This is a genomic window from Ruegeria sp. AB9 (assembly GCF_056542585.1).
Window position 1 is genome coordinate 959,336 of sequence record NZ_JBQGAA010000001.1, and the last position, 24,621, is coordinate 983,956.

Annotated in this window: 21 protein-coding genes and 1 tRNA gene; 10 read left to right on the forward strand and 12 right to left on the reverse strand. The window is 58.2% G+C overall.

Going from position 1 to position 24,621, the window contains the following annotated elements; genetic code table 11:
* Positions 1-57 precede the first annotated feature (57 nt).
* The 4 genes from speA to speB all read left to right on the forward strand — a co-directional run bounded on the left by speA (position 58) and on the right by speB (position 5,290).
* On the forward strand, positions 58-1,947 hold the full coding sequence (gene speA, locus ACR0K5_RS04880; RefSeq protein WP_480628585.1) for a biosynthetic arginine decarboxylase: 1,890 nt from the start codon (positions 58-60) through the stop codon (positions 1,945-1,947).
* A 25-nt stretch (positions 1,948-1,972) separates the two neighbouring features.
* Positions 1,973-3,196, forward strand: a complete 1,224-nt coding sequence (locus ACR0K5_RS04885) for a saccharopine dehydrogenase family protein (RefSeq protein WP_480628586.1) — start codon at positions 1,973-1,975, stop codon at positions 3,194-3,196.
* A gap of 85 nt (positions 3,197-3,281) precedes the next feature.
* On the forward strand, positions 3,282-4,451 hold the full coding sequence (nspC, locus tag ACR0K5_RS04890) for a carboxynorspermidine decarboxylase (protein ID WP_480628587.1): 1,170 nt from the start codon (positions 3,282-3,284) through the stop codon (positions 4,449-4,451).
* Positions 4,448-5,290 carry an agmatinase gene (speB, locus tag ACR0K5_RS04895; RefSeq protein WP_480628588.1) on the forward strand — a complete coding sequence of 281 codons (843 nt, stop codon included), beginning with the start codon at positions 4,448-4,450 and terminating at the stop codon, positions 5,288-5,290. The genes nspC and speB overlap by 4 nt, the downstream gene beginning before the upstream one ends.
* 39 nt (positions 5,291-5,329) lie before the next feature.
* On the opposite strand, the gene ACR0K5_RS04900 is transcribed toward speB, so the two are convergent.
* Positions 5,330-5,932: an HD domain-containing protein gene (locus ACR0K5_RS04900; protein ID WP_480628589.1), complete on the reverse strand. Its 603-nt coding sequence runs from the start codon at positions 5,930-5,932 to the stop codon at positions 5,330-5,332.
* Positions 5,933-6,033: 101 nt separating this feature from the next.
* Between ACR0K5_RS04900 and ACR0K5_RS04905 the strand changes: the two genes are divergently transcribed.
* Positions 6,034-6,867, forward strand: a complete 834-nt coding sequence (locus tag ACR0K5_RS04905) for a LysR family transcriptional regulator (RefSeq protein WP_480628590.1) — start codon at positions 6,034-6,036, stop codon at positions 6,865-6,867.
* A 3-nt stretch (positions 6,868-6,870) separates the two neighbouring features.
* Here ACR0K5_RS04905 and lptF read toward each other — a convergent pair whose 3' ends face one another.
* Entirely contained in the window at positions 6,871-8,010 is a 1,140-nt protein-coding gene (gene lptF, locus ACR0K5_RS04910) for an LPS export ABC transporter permease LptF (protein ID WP_480628591.1), read from the reverse strand.
* A gap of 219 nt (positions 8,011-8,229) precedes the next feature.
* On the opposite strand from lptF, the gene ACR0K5_RS04915 reads away from it, so the two are divergent.
* Both ACR0K5_RS04915 and ACR0K5_RS04920 read left to right on the forward strand, forming a co-directional pair.
* Entirely contained in the window at positions 8,230-9,156 is a 927-nt protein-coding gene (locus tag ACR0K5_RS04915; protein ID WP_480628592.1) for an alpha/beta fold hydrolase, read from the forward strand.
* Between the two features lie 449 nt (positions 9,157-9,605).
* The gene (locus tag ACR0K5_RS04920) at positions 9,606-10,292 is read left to right on the forward strand and encodes a VPLPA-CTERM sorting domain-containing protein (protein ID WP_480628593.1); all 687 of its coding nucleotides are present in this window, start codon (positions 9,606-9,608) and stop codon (positions 10,290-10,292) included.
* 70 nt (positions 10,293-10,362) lie between these two features.
* Here the strand turns inward: ACR0K5_RS04920 and ACR0K5_RS04925 are convergent.
* A tRNA-Trp gene (locus ACR0K5_RS04925) sits at positions 10,363-10,438 on the reverse strand.
* Positions 10,439-10,580: 142 nt separating this feature from the next.
* Here ACR0K5_RS04925 and ACR0K5_RS04930 point away from each other — a divergent pair.
* The gene (locus ACR0K5_RS04930; protein WP_480628594.1) at positions 10,581-11,285 is read left to right on the forward strand and encodes a lysophospholipid acyltransferase family protein; all 705 of its coding nucleotides are present in this window, start codon (positions 10,581-10,583) and stop codon (positions 11,283-11,285) included.
* On the opposite strand, the gene ACR0K5_RS04935 is transcribed toward ACR0K5_RS04930, so the two are convergent.
* The 5 genes from ACR0K5_RS04935 to ACR0K5_RS04955 all read right to left on the reverse strand — a co-directional run bounded on the left by ACR0K5_RS04935 (position 11,282) and on the right by ACR0K5_RS04955 (position 18,455).
* Positions 11,282-11,527, reverse strand: coding sequence for a MoaD/ThiS family protein (locus ACR0K5_RS04935; protein ID WP_480628595.1), 246 nt, complete (start codon positions 11,525-11,527; stop codon positions 11,282-11,284). The two genes, ACR0K5_RS04930 and ACR0K5_RS04935, sit on opposite strands and share 4 nt — an antisense overlap.
* Positions 11,520-13,775 (reverse strand): xanthine dehydrogenase family protein molybdopterin-binding subunit, encoded by a 2,256-nt coding sequence (locus tag ACR0K5_RS04940; RefSeq protein WP_480628596.1) that lies wholly within the window; start codon positions 13,773-13,775, stop codon positions 11,520-11,522. The genes ACR0K5_RS04935 and ACR0K5_RS04940 overlap by 8 nt, the downstream gene beginning before the upstream one ends.
* A complete protein-coding gene (locus ACR0K5_RS04945) occupies positions 13,775-14,254 on the reverse strand; it encodes a (2Fe-2S)-binding protein (protein WP_480628597.1) in 480 nt (159 codons plus the stop codon). Before ACR0K5_RS04945 ends, ACR0K5_RS04940 begins: the two co-directional genes overlap by 1 nt.
* Complete coding sequence (locus tag ACR0K5_RS04950; protein ID WP_480628598.1) at positions 14,251-15,117, reverse strand: FAD binding domain-containing protein; 867 nt, start codon at positions 15,115-15,117, stop codon at positions 14,251-14,253. The genes ACR0K5_RS04945 and ACR0K5_RS04950 overlap by 4 nt, the downstream gene beginning before the upstream one ends.
* Before the next feature lie 125 nt (positions 15,118-15,242).
* A complete protein-coding gene (locus ACR0K5_RS04955; protein ID WP_480628599.1) occupies positions 15,243-18,455 on the reverse strand; it encodes a reductive dehalogenase in 3,213 nt (1,070 codons plus the stop codon).
* A gap of 75 nt (positions 18,456-18,530) precedes the next feature.
* Here ACR0K5_RS04955 and ACR0K5_RS04960 point away from each other — a divergent pair, with 75 nt between their 5' ends.
* A complete protein-coding gene (locus tag ACR0K5_RS04960) occupies positions 18,531-19,433 on the forward strand; it encodes a LysR family transcriptional regulator (RefSeq protein ID WP_480628600.1) in 903 nt (300 codons plus the stop codon).
* Here the strand turns inward: ACR0K5_RS04960 and ACR0K5_RS04965 are convergent.
* Positions 19,424-20,275: a LysR substrate-binding domain-containing protein gene (locus ACR0K5_RS04965; RefSeq protein ID WP_480628601.1), complete on the reverse strand. Its 852-nt coding sequence runs from the start codon at positions 20,273-20,275 to the stop codon at positions 19,424-19,426. The two genes, ACR0K5_RS04960 and ACR0K5_RS04965, sit on opposite strands and share 10 nt — an antisense overlap.
* A 103-nt stretch (positions 20,276-20,378) precedes the next feature.
* On the opposite strand from ACR0K5_RS04965, the gene ACR0K5_RS04970 reads away from it, so the two are divergent.
* On the forward strand, positions 20,379-21,080 hold the full coding sequence (locus ACR0K5_RS04970) for an SDR family oxidoreductase (RefSeq protein ID WP_480628602.1): 702 nt from the start codon (positions 20,379-20,381) through the stop codon (positions 21,078-21,080).
* 2 nt (positions 21,081-21,082) lie between these two features.
* Here the strand turns inward: ACR0K5_RS04970 and ACR0K5_RS04975 are convergent, their stop codons facing one another.
* The 3 genes from ACR0K5_RS04975 to ACR0K5_RS04985 all read right to left on the reverse strand — a co-directional run bounded on the left by ACR0K5_RS04975 (position 21,083) and on the right by ACR0K5_RS04985 (position 24,405).
* Positions 21,083-22,354, reverse strand: coding sequence for an NAD(P)/FAD-dependent oxidoreductase (locus ACR0K5_RS04975; protein ID WP_480628603.1), 1,272 nt, complete (start codon positions 22,352-22,354; stop codon positions 21,083-21,085).
* 188 nt (positions 22,355-22,542) lie between these two features.
* On the reverse strand, positions 22,543-23,700 hold the full coding sequence (locus ACR0K5_RS04980; RefSeq protein ID WP_480628604.1) for an acyl-CoA dehydrogenase family protein: 1,158 nt from the start codon (positions 23,698-23,700) through the stop codon (positions 22,543-22,545).
* 141 nt (positions 23,701-23,841) lie between these two features.
* Positions 23,842-24,405 (reverse strand): TetR/AcrR family transcriptional regulator, encoded by a 564-nt coding sequence (locus tag ACR0K5_RS04985; RefSeq protein WP_480628605.1) that lies wholly within the window; start codon positions 24,403-24,405, stop codon positions 23,842-23,844.
* Between the last annotated feature and the right edge of the window lie 216 nt (positions 24,406-24,621).

The window sequence follows — 24,621 nt, forward strand, 5'->3', positions numbered from 1 at the left end:
ACAGCTGCCGTATTGGCGGGCGCGAAACTGGCACCCCTACGTTAAGGACCGACTTGATTGAAACAGACGCCCGACGCACCGCATTCCATCTACGGGGTTGAGAAATGGGGCAAAGGCCTCATTGAGGTGACGGAGCGGGGCGAGATCGGTCTGCGCAATCCTTTAGCGCTCGAAGCCGCTGCAATCAGCCTGCCAGGCATTCTCAGCGATCTGGACGACCGCGGCATCAAAGCCCCGATGGTTCTGCGCGTCGCTTCCTATCTGGAACACGAAATCGCGCATCTGAACCAAAGTTTCCGCGATGCTATCGCCCGCGTGGGTTTCAAGGGCAGCTATCGAGGTGTGTTCCCGATCAAAGTGAACCAGCAGGCACAGGTCGTCGACCGGATCGTCGAATTCGGCAAGAAGTACAATTATGGGCTCGAGGCCGGGTCCAAACCCGAACTGGTGATCGCGCTGGCGCATCGTCTGGCCAGCGAAGCCCTGATCGTGTGCAACGGCGTCAAGGATGCCGAGTTTATCCAGTTGGCCATCCTGTCCCGCAAGATCGGCTTCAACACGGTGATCGTGCTGGAAAGCCCGAAAGAAGCCGACACGGTGATCGATGTCTATAAAGAGTTGGGCATCGAACCCCTGATCGGTGTCCGCGTCAAGCTGACGAACCAGATCAGCGGCAAGTGGGAAGAAAGCTCGGGTGACCGCTCGGCCTTTGGCATGAACACCGACCAATTGGTCGCCACGGTGGACAAGCTGAAAGCAGCCGGTTTGCTGCATTGCCTGAAGCTGCAGCACTCGCATCTTGGATCGCAAGTGCAGGACGTCAACGACGTGCGCCGCGCCGTGGGCGAGGCGTGCCGGTATTACACCGAGCTGATGCGCGAGGGCGTGCCGCTGACCCATCTGGACCTCGGCGGCGGCATGGGTGTGGATTACACAGGCGAGAAAAAGGCGGCAGAGAACTCGATCAACTACACGGTCGAAGAATACTGCGCCAATGTCGTGGAAACCGTGGCCTACGCGATGGATGAGGCCGAGATCGACCACCCCACGTTGGTCACCGAAAGCGGTCGCGCAGTGGTGGCGACATCGTCGATGCTGGTGTTCAACGTGTTGGAAAGCACATTGTATGACGCACCCAACGGCCCCGAGGTGGAGCCAGACGATCACCACCTGGTTTCAGACCTTGCTGCCGTGCATAGCTATCTCAGCAAAGACCGCCTGCAAGAATGCTGGAACGACGCCACGTTTTACCGCAACGAACTGCGCGCGTTGTTCCGCCGCGGCTATGTCGACCTGCGGCAGATGGCGCGGGCCGAGCGCATTTACCTGTCCCTGATGGCCCGGCTCAAGGCAATGGCAGCCAGCGATGATCTGGAAACGGACGTAGACGACCAGCTTGAGAAAGTGGCCGATATCTACCACTGCAACTTCTCGCTGTTTCAATCCTTGCCCGACGTCTGGGCTATAGACCAGCTGCACCCGATCGTGCCGTTGCAGGGCCTGAACCAGCCCCCGGACCGCCGCGCGGTCCTGTCCGACATCACTTGCGACAGCGACGGCAAGATCGACCAGTTCATTCTGGCTGATGGCGTCTCGCCCAGCTTGCCGGTGCATTCCCTGCCGGAGGAAGATGAATACTATATGGGCGTCTTCTTCGTCGGCGCTTATCAGGAAACTCTGGGCGATCTGCATAACCTATTCGGCGACACAAATGTTGTCACCATCGACCTGCGCGCCGATGGTGGCTTCGATTTGCTACATGAACAAGAGGGCGACACGATCAGTCAGGTCCTGTCCTATGTCGAGTTCGACCCGCAGGATTGTGTTGCCGCCTTCCGCAAAATGGTGGACGAGGCGATCTCGACCGGTACTCTGAAAGCCAAAGACCGCAAAACCCTGATGAGCGCCTATCGCGACTCGATCAATGGCTACACCTATTACGAATAACCCCCTGTGAGAGGAGATCACCCCCATGGGTTCATTTACTGGCAAAACACTGGTTGTCGGCGCAGGCGGCGTATCCCACGCCGCCGTGCACAAGATGGCGATGAATTCGGACATCTTTACCGAAATTACGCTGGCCAGCCGCACCAAGTCGAAATGCGACGCCATTGCCGCAGCCGTTAAGGATCGCGTCGGTGTTGACATCAAAACCGCCGAGTTGGACGCCTACAGGGTCGAAGACACGGTAAAACTGATCAAGGAAACCGGTGCTGAGATTCTGGTAAACCTCGCCCTGCCCTATCAGGATCTGGTGCTGATGGACGCCTGCCTTGAGGCGGGCATCCACTATCTCGACACCGCGAACTATGAGCCCGAGGACGAGGCCAAGTTCGAATACCATTGGCAATGGGCCTATCAGGAACGCTTCAAAGAGGCTGGTCTGACCGCCATCCTCGGCTCGGGCTTTGATCCGGGTGTGACCAGCGTCTTCGCGAAATGGCTCAAGAAACACAAGCTGGACACGATCCGCCAGATCGACGTGCTGGACGCCAATGGCGGCAGCAACGATCAGGAGTTCGCCACCAACTTCAACCCTGAGATCAACCTGCGCGAAGTGCTGGCCGAAGTACGCCACTGGGAAAACGGTGAGTGGAAACACAGCCCGGCGATGACCCACAAGGTCGAGTTCGACTTCCCCGCCATCGGCCCCAAGAACATGTACCTTATGTATCACGAGGAACTGGAGTCGCTCTCGACCCATTTCCCCGAGATCGACCGCGCCCGCTTCTGGATGACCTTCGGTGACGCCTACATCACCCATGCCAAAGTGCTGGAAAATGTCGGCATGACCCGGATCGACCCGGTGATGCATGACGGTAAGGAAATCATCCCGATCCAGTTCCTGAAAACCCTGCTGCCCGATCCCGGCGATCTGGGTGCGGAAACCAAAGGCAAGGCCTGCATCGGCGACATCGCCACGGGTCAGGCCAAGGATGGCTCGGGCGAGAAGACCTATTACATCTACAACATCTGCGACCACGAGGAATGCTATGCCGAGGTCGGCAGCCAGGCCGTCAGCTACACCACCGGCGTCCCTGCCATGATTGGCGCGGCACAAGTGCTGAAAGGCAACTGGACCGAGCCGGGCGTGTGGAACATGGAGCAGCTCGACCCGGACAATTTCATGGACATGCTGAACGAACACGGACTGCCTTGGCAGGTTCACGAACTCGACGGCCCGGTCGACTTCTGATCCGCTTTAGCTTCATCTGGCTAAAAATATCCCGGGGGTCCGGGGGCAGAGCCCCCGGCCTCTCCACACAACGGAGACGCCGGTTATGTCCGACATGATGACAACGCAGGCCGGCGACGCCGGAGCCTTCCGCAACTTCGATCTCAGCCGCGTTCCCACGCCGTGCTTTGTAGTCGACGAAAAAGCCGTCGAACGGAACCTGAGCATCCTCGCCGATATCGGCACCCGCTCGGGCGCACATGTGCTGAGTGCTCTGAAAGCCTTCTCGATGTTCTCACTCGCCCCGCTGGTGCGCCAGTATCTCGGCGGCACCTGCGCCAGCGGCATCTTTGAGGCCCGGCTGGGCCGCGAGGAATATGGCGGTGAGGTCGCAACCTTCTGCGCCGGATACAAGGACGCCGATATCGACGATATCCTGTCGCTGTCCGACCACATCATCTTCAACTCCCCCGCGCAAAAGGATCGCTTCCTCGACAAAGCCCAGGCCGCAGGCGTTCAGGTCGGACTGCGCATCAACCCGGAACATTCCGAGGGCGAGATTCCCAAATACGACCCCTGCGCCCCCTGCTCGCGTCTGGGCACTCCGGTCAGTCAGTTGACCGATGACACATTGCACGGAGTAGACGGCCTGCACATGCACACGCTCTGCGAACAGGGGTTCGAGCCGCTGCAACGCACATGGGCCGCAGTGGAACCCAAACTTACCCCCTATATCGGCCAACTCAAATGGCTGAACTTCGGCGGCGGCCACCACATCACACGCGACGACTATGACCGCGAGGGGCTGGTAGCTTTCATCAAAACAATCCGCGAAACGTACGACATCGACCTCTATCTCGAACCCGGTGAGGCCGTTGCGCTGGATGCGGGCATTCTGGTGGGTGAAATCCTCGATTTACCGACGAATAGTATGAACCTCGCGATTACCGATATCTCAGCTACGTGCCACATGCCTGACGTGATTGAGGCACCCTATCGTCCGGCCTTGATGGATGAGGCGGGCGCGGGCCATACCTACCGTCTGGGCGGTCCCTCCTGTCTGGCGGGCGACGTGATCGGCGATTACACATGGGACAAACCGCTTGAGATCGGCCGGCGCTTTGCCTTCCTCGATCAGGCGCATTATTCGATGGTCAAGACCAACACCTTCAACGGCGTCCCTCTGCCGACCATCGCCCTGTGGAACAGCGAAACGGATGAGCTGAAAATCATCAAGCAGTTCGGCTACGACGACTTTAAGGACCGACTCTCATGAGCATTTTCCTCAACAGTGAACTCACCGCGTCAGAGCGCAGCGAAGACGCCCGGTTCCGCGTGATCCCGGTGCCGCTGGAACGCACCGTGTCCTATGGCTCGGGCACCGCAAAAGGCCCCGAGGCCATCATCGAGGCCAGCAATGAGCTGGAGCGCATTACCGGCCACGCCGAACCCTGCGTCGAAGGCATTTTTACCGAAGAGCCGCTGGATTGCGATGCGGCCCTACCCGAAATCATGGAACGCCTTGCCCAACGTACCGAGGCGGCCGTTCGTGCAGGTAAGATACCGGTGACACTGGGGGGCGAGCATTCACTCAGCTACGGCGCCGTTATGGGTGTGGCACGCGCTCTGGGTCAGCCAATCGGGATCGTGCAGATCGACGCCCATGCCGACCTGCGCAACGCGTATCAGGGCGAAAAACACTCTCATGCCTCAGTCATGCATCTACTGGCCGAGGAAGGTATCCGGCTGGCCCAATTCGGTGTGCGCGCCTTTTCCACCGAAGAAGCAAAAAGCCGTCTGAAAAACCATGTCTTCCATGTCGATGCCGAGGAGCTGGTGACAGGTCATATCCACTCGGTCGATCTGCCCGGGGATTTCCCGGAACTCGTCTATGTCAGCTTTGATGTCGACGGTCTGGACCCGGCGCAGATGCCCGCCACTGGTACGCCTGTTCCGGGGGGGTTGGGCTATTATCAGGCGCTTCGTCTGGTGGAACACGCACTGAAGGGGCGCACATGCGTTGGCTTCGATGTGGTCGAACTGGCGCCCAACGGAAACGCCGCCTGGGATTTCACGGCGGCGCAGATCGTCTATCGCCTGATGGCAAGTTGCTGAACAGGCAGGCGGGCCGAACTGGCCCGCCTGATCTGGCAGTTAGTCGGTTTTGCCGTCATCGGCGGTTTCGTTCAGTTCCATATGGCCTTCGCCCTTGTTCAGGATCCGGCGCAGCATCGGTTCAAAGAATTCCAGCGGTTTGGTCGGGTAATTCGGATCAAAAGCGCACTGATCATACTCGTGGCAGAAATAGCGGCAATCTTCCCAATAGGGGCTATCGCGATACTTGTCTCGCGCATTGCGGTCACCGCCCAGGAAATGATTGTAATAGTACCCCTGAAACACACAGTGGTGCTTGAGAATCCAATAGGTTTTCTCGCTGACATAAGGTTTCATCATCGCGGCTGACAGCTCGCCATGGTTATAGGGCGACAGGATGTCGCCGGTGTCATGTACAAGGGCCGCTATCACAATCTCTTCGTCCGCCCCATCATTGTAGGCACGAGTCGCGGCCTGCAGACTGTGCTGATACCGGTTGACCGGATACGGCGTCCACTCTTCGTCCAGGGAACGGATGGCGTCTAGGATACGATCCGGCAAGGCCGCGTTATAGGCGTCTTCGTAATCCATGACCGCCAGGAAATCTTCCTTGGTGGCGTTCTCAAAACTGGTCCAGGTGGGTTTGTGGCTTTTGTCCAGCATGACTGATCCTTTGGCATGTTTCCTGCCCTTTAGGTTACTACGATACTACCCTTCAAAAAAATGAATTGATTTCATCACTGTGATCAAAAAATACTTTCGATATGCAAACCAAAGCTCTGGAAACTTTTCTGTGTGTGGCCGAAGCCGGTGGCTTTCATGCCGCCGCTCGTAAGTTGAATGTCACGCAGACCGCAGTCAGCGCACGTATTCGCCTGATCGAAGAGGAAACCGGCAAAGCGCTGTTTACCCGCGGTGCAGGAGGGACGGCGCTGACCGAATTTGGCAGGCAGTTCAAACCTTATGCAGAACAGATGTTGTCCCTTTGGGAGTTTGCTTCGCGCGATTTGCCAGTACAGGCACAAAATCGCCCGGCGCTGCGATTGGGCGGCCAACTCAGCATCTGGGACCCGCTGCTGGTTGATCTCGCTGTGCGCTTTGAACAGCGCTGTGGCAAGCTGCTGCTCACACTGAACTACGATCATGACCTGAACATGGTCGAGGCTGTGGCAACCCATGTACTTGACGCCGCGATCACACATGAAAAGCCATCCGACCGGCGTGTCACGTGGCATGAATTGGAACCGGAGCTGTTGTCTCTGGTGCGAACGCCGGCAGCTGTTGGCACAGACGATGATTTGGTCTTCGTCAATCTTGAACTGGGCGAGATCTATCAGGATCATGTAAGATCAGCTGCGCGACGGGCGTCGGGCCAGACCGTGTTTCTTGGCAATTGCATGATGGCGCTGCGATATGTCCTGCAAAGGGGCGGAAACGGCTATTTCCCCGATTACGTCATTTCCGAACATCTGGCCTCGGGTGCCCTTGTGCGGGTTGAGGACAGTGTCAGACTGCCGCTGCCGATGTATCTGGTGGCTCGCGGTGACCGCGAGGAATTTGACGACATTCGCAACTGTCTGGTGGATCTTCGTAGCTAGACATCAAGCCGGTGTCGGCATGGTTTGCGGCTCGCGCACCCTTTTTCGCAAAAGCGGTCGGCCGGCTACAAGTAAGAAGAAGCCCGAGATCAGCACGCCCATGATTGCGGGAAGGTAAAGGAGTATCCAAAGCGCCGGGTCATCAATCACCACCGGAGAAACGAACCCGCGAACCCCTTCCAGCAGCACAAGAATGGTGAACGCGCCCAGAATCTGCGGCCACAATCCAAACCGGGAAAAGCTGCCCAGCATCAGGGTCGAATACCCGGCCAAGGCTACTGCTACACAAATCGCGATCCACGAGAACCGCTGGTGTAATTCTTCGATCAGTCTTCCTTGGCTGAACCCTTCCGCAGCGGAAATCGCGTCGCGGTTGCGGATCAGATCGGCTGTTGGGATAGCTTCAAGGCTACGACGGGCCATCGGGCTTGTATTCGTCAGTTCCGAGATGTCATAGGAGGCGTCCTGGAACAGGGTCGAGGACAGCACATTGCCTTCTTGGTTCAGACGCAGGGCGACTCCGTCAACCATCACAAGGTGGATGCCGCTGTCGTTATTGACCAGATAAGCCGTTACGCTGGAATAACTGACCGCGTTTTCAGGATCGCGACGGTCCGAAACGAACACCTCATGGAGCGTGCCGTCCAGATCGATACTGCCTATGTAAACCGTGACGCCTTCGGCAGGGTGCAGAAACTCTCCTTCGTTCAGAAGCTGGGCAGTGACATCTCCTGCAACCTCGGCCTGCCGAAACTCCAGCTGTTCAACCGAGGCGGGGCGCAAAAACACGCTGATGATCGCCATCATCAACCCGGTAATCACACCAAACAGCATAACCGCCCGGGCCAGCCGCCAGGGGCTGGACCCGGTGGCCAGCATAACAGTCAGCTCACTTTCGCGGCTCAGGCGGTTGGTGGCATAGACGGCAGCAGCAAACACCGCCATGGGCATGACCGTCCGGATCAGGGTCGGTAGGGTCAGCGCCGTGAATTCCAGAAACACCATCGCCGACTGACCGCCGCTGATGACCCTGTCAAACAGGCTGACGGACCGGGTGATCCAGAACACACCGACCAACACCAGGGTGAAAAAGCCAAACAGAATCAGCAATTGCCGCAGGAAATATCCATCAAAACGCGACATGGGGCCTCTTGCGTGTGTTCGTTTGCAGCGGACACTAGGGCATTAAGCCGACAGAGGAAACAGGCATTGGACGACAGCCTACCTCTGTGCGCAACCTTCGCACATACCGGTTTTCACCGCGCAACCCCGATTTGGCACCGGAAAGGTTAGGAGATAGCTCTTTGTGAAAACAGCGGTTCATGGCACATTTTACAGATTGATTAGAATGGAGTTTATGAAATGGCACTGTTTTTTTCCCGCCGCACCTATAACGCGCAGAAGAAGAAGTTCACCTTAAAGCCGGCTGCAAAGACAAGATATGTTCACATTACCCACCAAAGTCCGGGTGGCAAAATTCGCAAGGGCAGCATCGTCAAGCAGGCGAAATGGCTGAATCTCGTGCGTCAGGAAGGCGGAGATTCGGCCGTCCTGATTTATGTCCACGGGTTCAACACCAGCCAGAAAGATATGCTGGACCGGCTGGGAAAAATCGAAAGCAACCTCCGGACCAAGGGGTATCAGGGGGCTGTCGTTGCGTTCGACTGGCCCAGCGACGGATCAATCCACACCTATGACTCGGACCGGTCGGATGCCAAGGCCGTGGCTCCGCATCTGGTGGGGGATGGGATTTTACCGTTGTTGGGGATGGCCCCACGCCCCAAGGTCCACATCATCGCACATTCCATGGGGGCATTGGCCGTATTGCGCGCTTTCTCGGATTTCGGGGATTCGGCAGGACCGGGAAACAAGATCTGGTCTGCGGATCAGGTCATGTTTGCGTCAGGTGATATCGATGCAGAATGGCTGGAAAAAGGCGCATGGGGCGATCTGGTTCTGAAAAAGCGCTGCAAGCGGTTCACCAACTACTACAGCCGCAAAGACAAGGTCCTGGCCCTGGCCGGTGGGGTTGTGCATGGCGGGCGGCAGCGCGCTGGCCGTGTTGGGATGCCCAAGCTGACCTCGAAAGGTCATTGGGACATTTATTGTGACGACCAATACAAGCAGGACGTGCCAAAGGGACAGCGCAAGATGATGAAATCGCATCGCTGGTGGTTCGACAGCGACGGGTTTTATGAGGATCTCGCCCTGACGATCGACGGGCACCCGGCAAAAACGATGCCGACCCGACACAAGACAAATATCGGAGATCTGGCGCTACTGACCTGACTGACCAGTCGCCCAGCGCCTGTCTGTGACGGTCCGCCTGTACGGGTAGGCTTTGATAGAAGGCGGGCGCCGCACTGGTTCATTCCGCTTGCTGGATAAGTGCGCGGCACAACCAGCGTGAAGGGATAACCGAGAAGATATCGATCAGAACCAGCGCAAGAAACCAAACATAATCGGCAATTGCCCCGAGAAGTACGCTTCAACACGAGATCTGGTTTCTGTCAGATCGGATCAAATTTCCACCAGCGAGATGTCGTTCAGGCAGCAGCATAAATGTCGTCGGCAAGTATTCGAGATATGCCGGGATATTCACTGGCCCGGCAATGCGCACTCATCATTCGATAGCTTTAGGCTGCAATACAGAACAACTCTAGGTAGCTCGACAATGCATATGTTGCTGATTGGCCACAAAATTGCTATTATGCATATGTTAATTGAGGGGAAATGGTATGAGTTTTGAAGTCCTGAAGAGACTTGCGACTGCTGTTCTTTTAGTGATCTCCGCCTCAACTGCAAATGCGTTGACCTATACTTTTACAGCCAGAATCGATTCAATGCCGACGATCGGCAACGGTTCGGGGCCAATTGATTTTTCGGGGCTTTCTATTGGCGACACAATTACAGGCCAGATTGTCTATGACCCCAATGCTATTTCTACTGGTGGCGGGTCGTTTTTCGCCCGATACGATGGTGTCAAACTCAGCGCGGCTCTTCCCTCAGGGGCGTTTTCCATCGACCAGAACACACCAGGCTACAATACTTCAGTCGGGGGCGTCCAAACGAGCATTTACCCTACCGATCACTTCGTCGAATTTCAGCCGAGAGCCATTGTAGGTCCTAGTGGCAGCCAGACTTTTACTGGCTTCAATATCCAGTTCCGGGATTCTACAGCTAGTGTTTTGTCCGGGCTTGCGCTTCCGACCTCTTTGAATTTGGCGGACTATACATCCAATTTTTTCTACATCTATGGAGACCAGCAGACCTCTGGTACCACAAACGGCGCGCAGATCAGGGGAACTGTGACCTCGCTGTCATTGGTTGCGCCAGTTCCGTTACCAGCTACGGCTTGGTTACTGCTAGGGGCAGTCGGTGGATTTGCCGCATTCTCTCGCAGATCGAAGCGCGCACGAGCCTGAAACACCCGAACTGCCTTCGTTTCAGCAACAAACGCCGAACGTGCATCTGAATTCTTGCTTTGGATTTTACTGGCAGGGGCAGCAGGGTTCGAACCCGCGACCTACGGTTTTGGAGACCGTCGCTCTACCAACTGAGCTATACCCCTTTAGTGAGCCCTCAGATATGCCAGCCGCGCGGTGGACTCAAGAGGCTTTTTCAGAATCCACGCCACTATCTGATCCGACAAACAAGTTGCGCAAAATGCGCAGTGCGCTAAGACAAGGTCCGGTCAGCAAAAGGAACCCCGTGTGAACCTCCGCAAGAAGATCGCAGACAGCGAAGCCGTGCTGAACTGGGTGGCACGCCGGATCGCCAGTTACATCCGATTGGTCAATCGAAACACGCGCTGGCAGCGTATCGGGTACGAAGAACTGGACCAGTTGGCCGAACGGGGCGAGCCGGTCATCGTTGTGCTCTGGCACCAACGGCTGGCGCAGTCGCCTTACTTCTTCCCGCTGGACAAGGGGCGGATCTGTTCGATCACTTCCTCTGCCCGGGCTGGCAGTATGGTGGGCCGGGTACAAAAGCTGTTTGGCATGGACACGATAGCCATGGCCAGCAAGACACGCCACGTCGCCTTGTCACGTCAAGTTCTGGGCATGATGAAACAGGGGATTTCCATTGGTATCGCGGCAGATGGCCCGCGTGGGCCAGAACGGATTCTGTCGACGGTTCCGTTGGTGTGGGCGCGCACCTCGGGTAAGCGTGTGTTTGGCATCACCTTTTCAGCGAAACACGGTCGCGAAGCGGGAACCTGGGATCGCCTTCTGATGCCCCGCCCCTGGCGCAACGAAGGGGTGTTTCTGTGCCGAGAGTGGACCGAAGCGGTTCCGCGCAAGGCAAGCGAAGAGGAAATCGAGGCCCTACGCCTGAGCCTTGAGCAGCATATGAACGACATCACGGCAGAAGCTGACCGTATGGTCGGGCGCGAGCCGTGGTCGCCTGACGCCTAACCGCCCCGGAGACGTTGCATCAGATAGATCTCACTGCCTTCGGGAATCGGTTCCGTGAGCCCGGTGGCAATAACGCGCCCGTCAATCGCGATTGAAACCCCCGCATCAATGGGGGCCTGCAATTGCGGGTGGGCCTGAATCAAAGCCCGCAGAAGCTCTCCGGTGGTCTTGGCCTCGACCTTAACCACCTGCTGGCCTCCGGTCAGTGACCGGAGACCGGACCAGAGGTGGACCTCAACCATTGTCCTTGAGCGCCGCCAGAATGCGCGGTGGAGACATCGGCAGTTGTTTCAACCGAACACCCGCCGCATTGGAAACCGCGTTGGCAATGGCGGCCAGTGGCGGCACGATGCCCGTCTCGCCCACGCCGCGCACCCCAAACGGGTGGCCGGGGTTGGGAACTTCGACGATCACTGTGTCGATCATCGGCAAGTCGCTGGCGACCGGAATGCGATAGTCAAGGAAGATCGAGTTTTGCAACCGGCCATCCTGGCCATAGATATATTCCTCATTCAGGGCCCAGCCGATGCCCTGCGCGGCACCGCCTTGGAACTGGCCTTCCACATAGGTCGGGTGGATCGCCTTGCCGGCATCCTGAATGACCGTATAGCGGGTCACGCTGGTCTTGCCGGTCTCAGGATCAACCTCGGCGTCGACGATATGGGTGCCAAAAGATACCCCCGCGCCTTCCGGGGTCGCTTCGAAATGGCCCGAGATCGGGCCTCCGGTTGATCCCATATCCGCCGTGATATCCGCCAGAGGAATCGGATCGAAATCGCCCGCATTGGGGCCCGAGGGCACCGCGCAGCCGTCTTCCCATTTCACCGCATCGACCGGGATTCCCCACTTGGCCGCCGCGCGTTCGCACAGTTTCTCGACCGCGTGTTTTGCGGCCTTGATCGTGGCGAGGCCCGACGCGTAGGTCACACGCGAACCGTGGCTCACGTCGTTGTAACCAAGTGTCGCTGTGTCGGCGACGGTCACACGGATGTTCTCATAGGCGATGCCCAGAACCTCGGCTGCCATCAGCGCCATGGACGCGCGCGACCCGCCAATGTCGGGTGTCCCGACCATCAACTGCGCCGAACCGTCCTCGGACAACGCCAGAGACACCGAAGTCTCGCCGCCGTGGTTGAACCAGAAGCCACAGGAAATCCCGCGCCCCTGCCCCGGTTTCAGGGGGGCCGCATAGTGTGGATGCGCCTTGGCAGCTTCAAGCGTTTCGACCAGACCGATGCGTTCATAAGTCGGGCCATAGCTGGCCTTGGTGCCCTCATGCGCGGCGTTTTTCAGACGTACATCGACCGGATCGAGGCCCAGTTTGTTGCAGAGTTCATCAATGACCGACTCAACGGCGAAGGCCCCCATAGGCGCGCCCGGCGCGCGGTAGGCGGCCTGTTTCGGACGATTCGACATTACGTCGTAACCGATCTGCTTGACGTTGGTCAGGTTGTAAGGGGCAAAGGCGCACATGGCGGTCATGTCGCCCGGCGCACCCGGGAAGGCCCCGCCTTGCAGGCGGAAGACACCCTGCGCCGCCGTGATCGTGCCGTCTTTCTTCATGCCGATCTTCACGTCCATTGACGCCGAAGAGGTCGGCCCGGTGGCACGGAAAACCTCGGACCTGGTCATCACGATCTTGACCGGACGGTTGGCCTTGCGGCTGAGCGCCAGCGCGACGGGTTCGATGAACACCGTGGTCTTGCCGCCAAAACCGCCGCCGATTTCAGACGCCGTGACGCGCAGCTGAGAGGTTTCGATTCCCAGCAGCGCCGCACAGGTCTTTTGCGCGATCCAGTGACCTTGGGTCGTGCACCACAACTCGCCCTTACCATCGTTACCCAGCATACCCAGACAGGCGTGCGGTTCGATGTAGCCCTGGTGGGTCGCCTCGGTCACAAAGCTGTCTTCAATGACCAGATCGGCTTCGGCAAAGCCGGCCTCGACATCGCCGTGGCCACTTTCGTGATAGCGCACGACGTTTGGATGCATTCCTTCGGGCACAGAATAGTCTGCCGCCCCTTCACGGATCACAGGCGCATCCGTGGCCATCGCCTTGTCCACATCGGTGACGTGCGGCAGCACTTCGTATTCAACCACGATCAGCTTAAGCGCGTCACGTGCGGCCAGAGCAGAGGTCGCCGCAACTGCAGCAACCGCGTGACCGTCATAGAGGGCTTTCTCGCCAGCCATGACGTTTTCGAGAACGCTATAAAATTCGCCCTCGAGCCCCGGCTTGAAGGGCACATCGGCAAAGTCGGCACGCGTTACGACGGCTTTGACGTCTTTGTGCGCCTCGGCTTTCGAGGCATCGATCTTCACGATCCGCGCGTGGGCATGAGGGGACCGCAGAACCGCACCATGCAACATACCGGGGGCCGAGATATCCGCACCGAACTTGGCGCGACCTGTCACCTTGTCCAGACCATCGGGACGGTCGGGACGGGTGCCAACGAAAGTGAAGTCTGATTTACGATCGTCCAGAGCCATTATGACGCCTCCCGCAGTTCAGCCGCCGTATCCATCACGGCGCGAATGATCTTGTCATACCCGGTGCAGCGGCAGAGATTGCCAGCCAGCCAATACCGGGTCTCTTCCTCGGTCGGGTTCGGGTTCTTCTCCAGCAGCGACTTGGCCGCCACCAGTATGCCCGGCGTACAGATACCGCACTGAAGCGCGGCATATTCGATCATCTTCTTCTGCAATGGGTGCAGAACGTCTCCGTCTGCGATGCCTTCGACGGTTTCGATCTGCTTGCCCTCGGCCTCGACCCCCAGCATCAGGCACGAGCAGACCAGGCGACCATCGACAGTGACCGAGCACGCGCCGCAGTCACCGGTACCACAGCCCTCTTTCGAGCCGGTCAGGTTCAGCTTGTCGCGCAGACAGTCCAGCAGGGTTTCACGCGGGTCACACAGGTATTCGACCGCGTCCCCGTTTACGGTGGTTGAAACATGGAGCTTGCTCATGCGTTTTCTCCCTTGGCACGGGCATAGGCGATTTTCGCGGCGCGTTTGGCCAGTACGCCAGCGACTTCGGTTCGAAATTCGATCGTGCCGCGTTTATCATCAATCGGGTTGCAAGCGGCTGACGCAGCCGCTGCCAACGCGTCCAATGCTGCATCGTCCAAAGTGCTGCCGATGATCGCCTTGGCACAGCCTTCAACCAGCAGAACGGTAGGGGCGACGGCGCCTAGCGACACACGGGCTTCGGTGATCGTGTCACCCTCCAGACGCAGGTTAACGCCGACGCCGACCACGGCAATGTCCATTTCAGTGCGGGGAATGAAGCGCAGATAAGCGTCGCCTGCGTTCTCACCGCGGGCGGGGATGTTGACGGCGGAGACCACCTCTCCTTTCGTCAGCGATGTCTTGCCAGGACCTGTCGGAATATCTTCGACCGCGACTTCACGCGTGCCATTCGGTCCGGTGACCGTAACAGTCACACCAGCGGCAACCATAGCGGGCACGGAATCAGCCGCCGGTGAACCATTGCACAAGTTGCCGGTCAGCGTTGCCCGTCCCTGCACCTGAGTTGATCCGATCAGGTCCATCGCCTCGACCACGCCGGGCCAATCCTTGCCCAACTCGGGGTGCTCGCTCATCTCTGCTCCGGTTGTGGCCACGCCCAGCGTCCAACTGCCATCCGCATTGCCGGCGATGTCGTTTACGCCCTTGATTTTCTTGATGTCTATAAGCGTATCGGGCGTCACCAGTTCCGAGCGCAGCTGCACCAGTACATCCGTACCGCCCGCCAGAAATCGTGTTGTACCCGTCGCATTCGCGGCCAGAGCCGAGGCCTCGGCAAAGCTGGCGGGGCTGTGATAATCCATGAAGTTACCTCGTACCTGTTGGTCAGGAATATCTGGGTTCGCGGCGACGTTAATTCACCCCTCGCCCGGCGTCCATGGGCCGAGCGACCAAAATTCATCTTGCAAATGTCGCTTTTAGGCTGGGTTCAGAGATTGACTTCAATCACTCCGCCCGGTTCCGCGGCACGGCTTTGGCACAAGATCATGGCTCCTTCACGCTGTTTCATGGACAAAACGAAATCCCGGTGCTCGACCTCACCCGAAAGAACGCCGCATTTGCATACGCCGCAGATTCCGTCAGCGCATTTCACATCCACGTGAAAACCGGCTTCGTTCAGAACCTGCGCTGCGTCCTTGTCTGCGGGCACGGGCAGCGTATTGCCCGAGCGCGCGAGCTTCAGGGTAAACGGATGGTTTTCGTATTCGGGCGTTTCGGGAACCGAAAAATATTCCAGATGCCGCGCCTCTTCGGGAAAGCCTTGCTGCTCTGCCGCGTGCATCACACCATCCATGTAGCGATCCGGCCCGCAGGTATAGACATGCCATCCGTTCTGATAGCCGGACAAGATCGTATCCAGATCGGCGCGGGTTCCTTCATCTGAGAAATGGTAATGAACGCGGTCTGCCCAGGACATTGCGGCCAAATCCTCCAGATACCCCGCCCCGCCCCGTGTGCTGGCCGAATAGTGCAGCTCGAACTCCCGGCCCAATGCGTGCAGGCGGTGGGCAAAGGCGATCATCGGGGTGATGCCGATGCCGCCGCCCATCAGGAAGGTTTTGGTTGCCGTCTCATCCAGATCAAAGTGGTTGATCGGTTTCGAGATGAAAACCTTTCGGCCCTCATTGAAGATACGATGCAGCAGGGCCGACCCGCCGCGCCCATCATCCTCGCGCAGCACTCCGATCTGATAGGTTGCACGATCCGACGGATCTCCGGACATGGAATATTGCCGCAGGAACTCCGGTGCGACCAATACGTCCAGATGTGCGCCCGCTGTCCATCCCGGCAGGGGCGCACCGTCCAGCGGTGAGAATTCATATTTCGTTACATCGGTCGTCATCTTGTCGACCTTGGTCACGGCGACCCGCATCACCGGCGCGTCACCGGCGATCTGATAGCGGTGGATGACCGACATGTCGCCCGCTGCCTTACGGGTCTTGTAGTCATCTGCGGTGACCAAAGCCTCGTAAGCGGCGATCCCGGCCTCTCGGTCCATTGCAAAGGGATAGGGCCATGGGTGCGGAGCCAGATAAGCGGGATAGACGGCGAGAGTCTGATCCTCGTACTTCAGGTCCAGATCCTTTTGCAGATCGCGCCGGTTCAGCGGTTGGGATGCGGGGCGATAAGCGCCGTCTGGCTGAAGCTCGATATCCCACCACCACTTCTTGATGTCGTTAAGGCCGCCATTGCCAACCGCATCGTCCAATTTGGCCAGTGCGGGTGCCGCCGACGGGATGTTCATCGCGGCCCAGCGGAACGGGCGTTCCTTGAAGAGGCCCTCAAGGTTCCATGGACAGGTCTTCATGCACCGCCCGCACATTGCACCGCCCGGAGTGGTTACACGATAGGTCGCACATTTCTGGCTGTCGGACTTCCAGATCTCATAGCCATTGAACATCAGTTTTGGCCCGGCTGTAATTGCCCCGGATGGACATTCGCGGGCACATTTGTTGCAGCTTTCGCAAAAGCTCTGCAGACCAAAATCAATCGGCTTGTCATGATCCATCGGCATATCGGTGGTCACCGCTCCGGATTTCAGGCGCGGCCCCAGATATGGGTTCAGGATCACCTCGCCGATCCGGCTGACCTCGCCCAGACCGGACAGCAACAACAGCGGAGGTTGCAGTACCTCGCCATCCATCACCGTATGCGCCTTGGCCTTGTAGCCGAGGTTGCGGATTTGCTGCGCAATCACCCCACCCAGCAGTGAAAACCGCAAATAGGCGCGCATGGATTGGGCAACACTGATCCAGTCATCGCCACTGGCGCCTTCCATCGTTTCATAGCCCTGATCGATGATCATGCTTATGGCCTGATCATGGGGCGGCACGATTTCTTCGCCCGTCGCATCGTGGGAGTACCACGCCCAATCCGGGCAACGGCTGAGGCCCACCGCATCGACGCCCAGAAAATAGGTCGCCGCCTTGATATTCGCCGCATTCCGTTCAGCATCGGTTGGCTTCGGTACGTCCGCGCTTTCGCCATCCTGCAACAGCACGAAGGCCCCCAAGGCGCGCCGTTGGGCAAAGCTGGGCGCAGCCTTGCGCACGTAGTAACCGCCCTTTGCGGCGTCCTGCAGCGATTTGCCCATGTCACCGAACTGTGCGCGTGCAAACATGTCGGCGCGTTTGGGAACGCGGGCGACATTCTCTTCGTCGATGTAAGTGGTCGGGGTCTCAACCCGGTTGAGTTTCTCGAAAGGATGTGCCCCGTCCACATAGTGCCGCTTGGCATAAGGATCGCGGTTGAGAGCGTTCTTGGCAAAGCCCGTTCCCAACCACCATGCCGGCCCCTGCGTCCGAAACCACGGCTGCTGCGCCATGGGCTGAAGCGGTTGGTCATGCGCAATGGGCATCTCGGTCGTCACGGCGGCCAGACCAAAGCGTGTTCCCAGCCACGGCACCACGATCTCACCGTCCTCAACCGAGGCCAGCCCTGCGGCCACCGCCAGCTTGCCCAAATCCACCTCGGACGACATCATGCTATGCGCCCGCGCATCAAAACCCAACAGGCGGATATAGTTGGCTATGACCACAGCGTTCTCGGTCGCCAGCAGGCAGGCGCGATGCTCCTGCGCGTCGATGATCCAATCTGCACCGGGCTCGGAGGGATCAGGATCACGGTTATATTCGTAAAGAAAAACGATGCTGTGACGATGGCTGTCAATTGGCTTGGGTGCTGCCTCCATGCTGTCTTTCAGGTCGGCCATGATGACATCAATCCCGGAGGCCAGCGTTTTAGTCTGGCGGGTACGCAACGCATGCGCAAGCCGATCGATATCGGGGTTGCGGCGCGGTTCATCCAGCAAAGCGTCCGATGGCAAAGGTCCGCAGCCCATCATCGACGCATCGTTGAAATATCCAAACGCTTTCAGGTGGTTGGCACGATCCAGCGGGTCTGAGGGGATCTCTGACGCAATCGGGTTCACCAGCCCGTCGCGGATCGCATCCATCATCGCCTGAAACTCGCCCATCGCGTTGACGATGCTGTCGGGTTGTTCCGGTCGGTGGAAGCTCAGGTCAGCCATTGAAGGCACAAGCGACAGATCAGGCATGTCATCTTGTCGGGCCAGACGCTCGAGCGGGAAGCGACCCATGTGAACGGGCCGGTTTTTATCCGAAAAAAAGCGGATTCCCATTATGTGCCTCCTGTTTCGACTCAACCCCTAACCCGCGATGGACAGCAAAACCATTCATGCTTAATCATAAATGGTATGAGCAAATTCGATTTTACTGATCTTGACGGCAAGGTTCTGCGCACGTTTCTGACCATACTTGAGGAAAGCTCGGTCTCGAAAGCTGCAGACCGGTTGGGCGTCACGCAATCGGCCATCAGCCATACTCTGTCCAAGCTCCGGCAGGTGCTGGGCGACCCATTGTTTGTCCGTTCCGGTCAGGGCCTGACCCCAACTGAACGCGCCCTGTCCCTGAAGGATCCTGCGCAAAAGGTGCTGGACGGAATGCGGGCGCTGACGGAAGGGCGACCGTTCGACCCGCTGTCTGAACAGATTGAGATCCGCATTGCCACCAATGACATGCCGCGTGAGCTGATCTTTCCGCAACTCCTGCGCGAAACCCGCGCTGAAGGCGCAGGTCTGCGGTTGGAATTCATCCCCTCAGGCGTTCCCGACCCCGATCTGTTGCGCAGTGACAGATGCCAGCTGATGCTGACTCCGCTGCCGCCGGACGGACCGGATATCTTTCAGAAACGCCTAATGACCAGCCCTCTGATGATGTTCTATGACGCCACGCAACGCAGACCGCCGGACAGTTGGCAGGACTATTGCGACAGCGCGCATGTCGAGGTGCGCTTTGCCGATGGCCGCAACGCCCGCGCGGTGATGCGCGGTGTTGATCAAAGCCAGATCAGGCCAGCGGTTGTCGCTTTACCGCATTTCAACGCGATCCCCGCCTTTGTGCAGGGCAGCGACCTGATTTCGACCGATACAGCGCTTATGAAACAGGGTCCGTTAGCTGCGTTGGATTGCGCACCGCTGCCTTTCGAGTGCGCGCCCGTCTCCATCTACATGGTCTGGCATCAGCGGTCGGCAAATGATCCCGCCCACCGTTGGTTGCGCGCCCGGATCGAGGCTATCGCAGCCTCCCTTCAGACCTGAGACAGCAGCCAGTTGCGCATGATCTCGACCAGTTGCGGCTGGCGCGGCTTGCGGGGCACGACAACATAGAAGCCCAAATCTTCAATCAAGACATCCTCTAGCGGTTGGACAAGACGGCCCGAGGCGACCTCAGGCGCGACCAGAGGCGCATTGGCCAGAGCGACTCCCTGCCCCGAGAGTGCCGCATCAATAGCCAGGCTGGTCTGACTAAAGCTCATCATCCGGGGCTTACCGCTTACACCCACCCGCTCAAGAAACAAGGGCCACAGCCCGTGGGTATCATTCAGCAGCACTTGCCCCAGCAGGTCAGCGGGTTCTCCTACTTGTCCGGCGATAGCGGGGCTGCAAACCGGGATGAATTCGGTCGAAAACAATGGCACTGCATCCAGTTCAGACCCAAAAGGCGCCCGACCCTGCCTGACCGCCAGATCCACCCCATCCGATTTGAAATCTGCCAGACGTTCGCGTGCATCCACCTGGACCGAGATGTCGGGATGCAGATCAGTGAAATCCGACAATCGCGGCACCAGCCATTTCGAGGCGAAACTGGGCGTAACCGACAAGGTGATCCGACGGTCCGGAGACAAGTCTTCAACGGCCTCTTCGATCAGCCTGAAGGCTCGGCGTAAAGGCGCGTGAAACCGGCGCCCGGCTTCAGTCAGCCTCAATCCACGTGGCAGGCGGTCGAACAAAACCTCTTCCAATCGTGCCTCAAGACCTCGCACCTGCTGTGCGACAGCGCCTTGCGTCACGCCCAATTCTTCGGCAGCCAGTCGAAAATTCAAATGTCGCGCCGAGGCTTCGAAAGCCCGCAAAGCGTTCAGGGGTGGAAGGGCAGCCATGGCATGATCCTGTAGATTTCCTACAGCATAGAGCCAGCAGAACTGATTGGTCAAACCGGGCCCTAATCGCCATCTTGGGATCAATTGAAAACGGAGATGTCAGATGGACAAAGTAGCGCTTATCACAGCCGGCGGCAGCGGCATGGGTGCGGATTCAGCACGAAGGCTGGCGGCGGACGGGTTCAAGGTTGGCGTTCTGTCGGCCTCAGGCAAAGGCGAAGCGTTGGCGCATGAGCTGGGCGGCGTCGGTGTGACTGGCTCGAACCAGTCCACCGAGGATTTGCAAAAGCTTGTCGATGCCGCGATGGCCCATTGGGGGCGTATTGACGTACTGGTCAATTCCGCTGGTCACGGCCCCCGCGCTCCAATCCTTGAGTTGGCGGATGAGGATTGGCACGCTGGCATGGATGTCTATTTCCTTAACGCGGTCCGTCCGACACGGCTGGTGACCCCGATCATGCAGGCCCAGGGTGGTGGGTCGATCATCAATATCTCAACCTTTGCGGCATTCGAACCTGATCCGGTTTTTCCAACCTCAGGCGTGTTTCGGGCCGGATTGGCGGCCTTCGCCAAACTGTATTCAGACAAATATGCCGCCGAAAATATCCGCATGAACAACGTCCTGCCGGGCTTCATCGACAGCTTACCCGAGAAGGAAGAGTTTCGCAGCCGCATCCCAATGGGGCGCTATGGGCGCAGCTATGACGAGATCGCCTCGGTCGTCGCTTTGCTGGCCTCCGAAGGGGGCGGCTACATCACCGGGCAGAACATCCGGGTGGATGGTGGCATCACCCGGTCTGTCTGACCTCAGAACCGCGCCTTTATCAGATGTGTCAGCGCCGCGCCGGATTCGAAAAAGGCGCGGCGCACGCGCGTCCAGCTTTCGCGATGCTCAGCGACGGCGGGAACCGGTAAAAGTGAGAGGTCATCCGCCAGAAGGCTTTCGGCCATCATGCGACCGAACACAGTGCCAGGGCCGATGCCACGGCCGGAATACCCGTGCGCAGCCAGAGCGTTGGGGCCAATCTTCGTAATCTTGGGAATATGATCCGATGTCATGGCTATCCGCCCGTGCCATCCTTGTTCAAAAGGCTGATCGGCGAGCTGCGGATAAAGCTCCGTCAGCTTACGCCGGACCCATCCGGAATGGGCACTCCGGCCCACATTCCCCAAGTCGCCCATGCCACCGATGATCATCCGCCCCGCCTGATCCAGTCGGAAAGAGGTCATGATCAGACCGGTATCCCAGCACCCCTCTGTCTGCGGCAGGATGCTGGCGCGCAGATTGTGGGACAGAGGAGTTGTAGCGTATTGAAAGTAATAGACCGGAACATAGGCAGGCGCGGTATCCGGTAACGCAAGGTGATAGGCATTAGTCGCCTGAATAACTGATTTAGCCCGAACTGTGCCGCCCGGCGTGGACAGAATCCAAAGGTCATCCTGATATCGCATCGTCTGTACAGGACTTTGCGCATGTACCTGCGCCCCGGCCTGTGCTGCCGCGCGTGCCAAACCCACCGCATAGGCCAGAGGCTGTATGGTTCCGGCACGCGGATCGAACAAGGCACCGTAAAAAGCGTCGCTACCGGTCCGTTCACGGGCTTGGTCCCCTGACAGCAACTCGACCGGTGCTCTGGCCCCACTCAGTTGCGCGTGACGCTTCTGCAGGTCTTTCAACCCCGAAGCAGAGTGCGCACAATGAAGGGTTCCGTTGCGCACCGGCTCACAGGCGATGCCGTATTCTTCGATTAGGGAAAAAACATCTGACGGGGCCTCAGCCAGCAAATCGATCAGGCGGTCTCCGGCATCCGCACCGATATGCGCGCGGATGTCGTCCGGTGGCAGCCATAACCCGGCATTCACCAGACCTACATTGCGTCCTGATCCACCAAACCCGATCTCCTGCGCTTCCAGCAGGCAGACCGAGGCACCGGCGCGGGCTGCCGTCAAAGCCGCCGAACAACCTGTATATCCGCCGCCGATGACGGCTAGGTCAACGGTTGTATCAGCGGTCAGAGGCGATGCGGTGACAGCTTCGGTGCAAGTGGCGCGCCACAGGGCATGTTCGGGATCGTTCACGTCGGGCCTCTGAGTCTTTTCGGCGGATCATCATACCGTTGCACTTTCTTTGCAAGCGCGCGCATGGCGACAGGTATGCGACGAAAAAGACCCCACCGGCGTGGGCAAAGCCCCGGGCCTGCCGGGCCCAACCCGAGTAGGCATTTCGCCAGGAATGATGACGACGGACGGGGGCCGCGCGGATGCCGTCAAACGTCGAGCGACCGCGCGATCACCTCTTTCATGACCTCGTTGGTGCCACCATAGATCATCTGCACCCGCGCATCCGCATAAAGACGCGCAATCGGGTATTCCATCATGAAACCATAGCCGCCGAACAGCTGCAGGCACTCGTGCATGATTTCGTTCTGCACCTCCGAGCCCCAATATTTCGCCATCGAGGCGGTGGCCGCGTCCAGCTCTCCCGCTTCCAGCTTGCCAATACAGTCGTTGATGAAGCTACGCAAAACCTCGGCCTTGGTCTTGCATTCGGCCAGCTTGAACCGGGTGTTTTGGAAGTCCATCACCCGCTGCCCAAAGGCCTTGCGTTCCTGTACGTATTTCACTGTTTCGGCGATGGCGAAATCAATCGCGCCCAGCGCCATGATCGCGATATTCAACCGTTCCCAGGGCAGTTGCTTCATCAACTGATAGAATCCCTGCCCTTCCTCGGCCCCCAAAAGGTTGGTCATCGGCACTTTGACATCTTCGAAGAACAGCTCGGCCGTGTCGTTGCCCTTCATCCCCAGCTTCTTGAGGTTCCGTGCCCGGCGGAAGCCTTCTGCCCCATCGGTTTCCACCACGATCAATGAGACGCCGCGCGCACCTGCGGCCTTGTCCGTCTTGGCGGCCACAATGATCAGTTCCGCGGTCTGTCCATTGGTGATGAAGATTTTCGAACCATTCAGCCGGTAGGAGTTTCCGTCTTTCTCGGCCATGGTCCGCACCGCCTGAACGTCCGAGCCGGTGCTGGGTTCGGTCATCGCCAGCGCGCCCACCATTTCGCCCGAGGCCAGTTTCGGTAGCCATTTCAGCTTCTGGTCTTCGCTGCCATAGGCGGTGAGGTAATGGGTCACGATCGACTGAATGCCATAACCCCAACCGGCGTCTCCACGTGCTCCCTGCTCATAGGCGGTGATCGCATCAAAGCCCATACCGCCACCGACACCGCCATATTCCTCGGGGATCGCACCTGCCATCAGGCCCGTTTCACCCGCCTTACGCCAGAAATCGCGATCCACAACGCCGTTTTCGACCCAGGTTTCAATATTGGGCGACATTTCGTCATCCATGAACCGGCCAGCCATATCCGCAAACATGCGATGTTCATCAGTGACCCACGCCGCAGTCGAAGTGAATAGTGACATTTACGCTCTCCAATCAGTCTTTCCTGAAAGGCTAGCGTTCTGTTCGATTCACGCCAATGCTCGTGACGCCGCGTCCCGCAGTTGAACAACGCAACGTTCTTTGCCCGCAAGTGTCTGAAGAACCTGTCCGTTTGAGCAGGTTTAGGTCAGTGCCGTGGCCAGCAGGTGTTTGGCCGCATCCTTGGCATCTTCCGCCGGGTCGCAATTCTTGAGCAGAACGGCAGATACGATTGCGCCCTCTTGCAACAACACGATCTGATTGGCGAGTTTCTGAGGATCGCGTACACCGGCCTGCTTGGCCACGGACGTAAAATGTTCCAGCAGATGCTGTTTATGTTCAGCGGCCTGCACATGGATCGGGTGGTCTACGTCCTGATATTCGGCCCCGGCCTTGATGAACATGCAGCCCCGGAATCCGTCTTCCTCGAACCACTCTTTCAGAACGTCAAAACTGGCGATGATTTGCTCGGCTGGTGTTTTAGCAATGGCGCCAATGCGCTGAAAAAACCAGTTGCGGAAGTTCTCATCCCGCAAGCGCAACGCGGCCACAATCAGGTCTTCCTTGGTGCGGAAATGCTTATACATCGACGTTTTGGACACGCCCGTTTCCACCACCAGCTTGTCCATGCCGGTCGCGTGAAACCCATCGCGATAAAAGACCTTCAGGGCCTTGCTGACCAACTCATCCCGTTTGTTTGGGCGCATGATTCGGCTCCATGGTGTACCGTTCTGTACATATTATCCCGAAGCTCGAAGTACAATGACCACCACTCAACTCATTGTTTTTACGTTATTTTAAAATTCAAACCAGTCTCACACTGACATTTTTAATATTCACCCTTGCAAAAGTTAACAGGTCGGTACACTTTCAATGCAAAAGTTTACCGATCTGTACACCAGAGGATTTGACTGATGAAACGT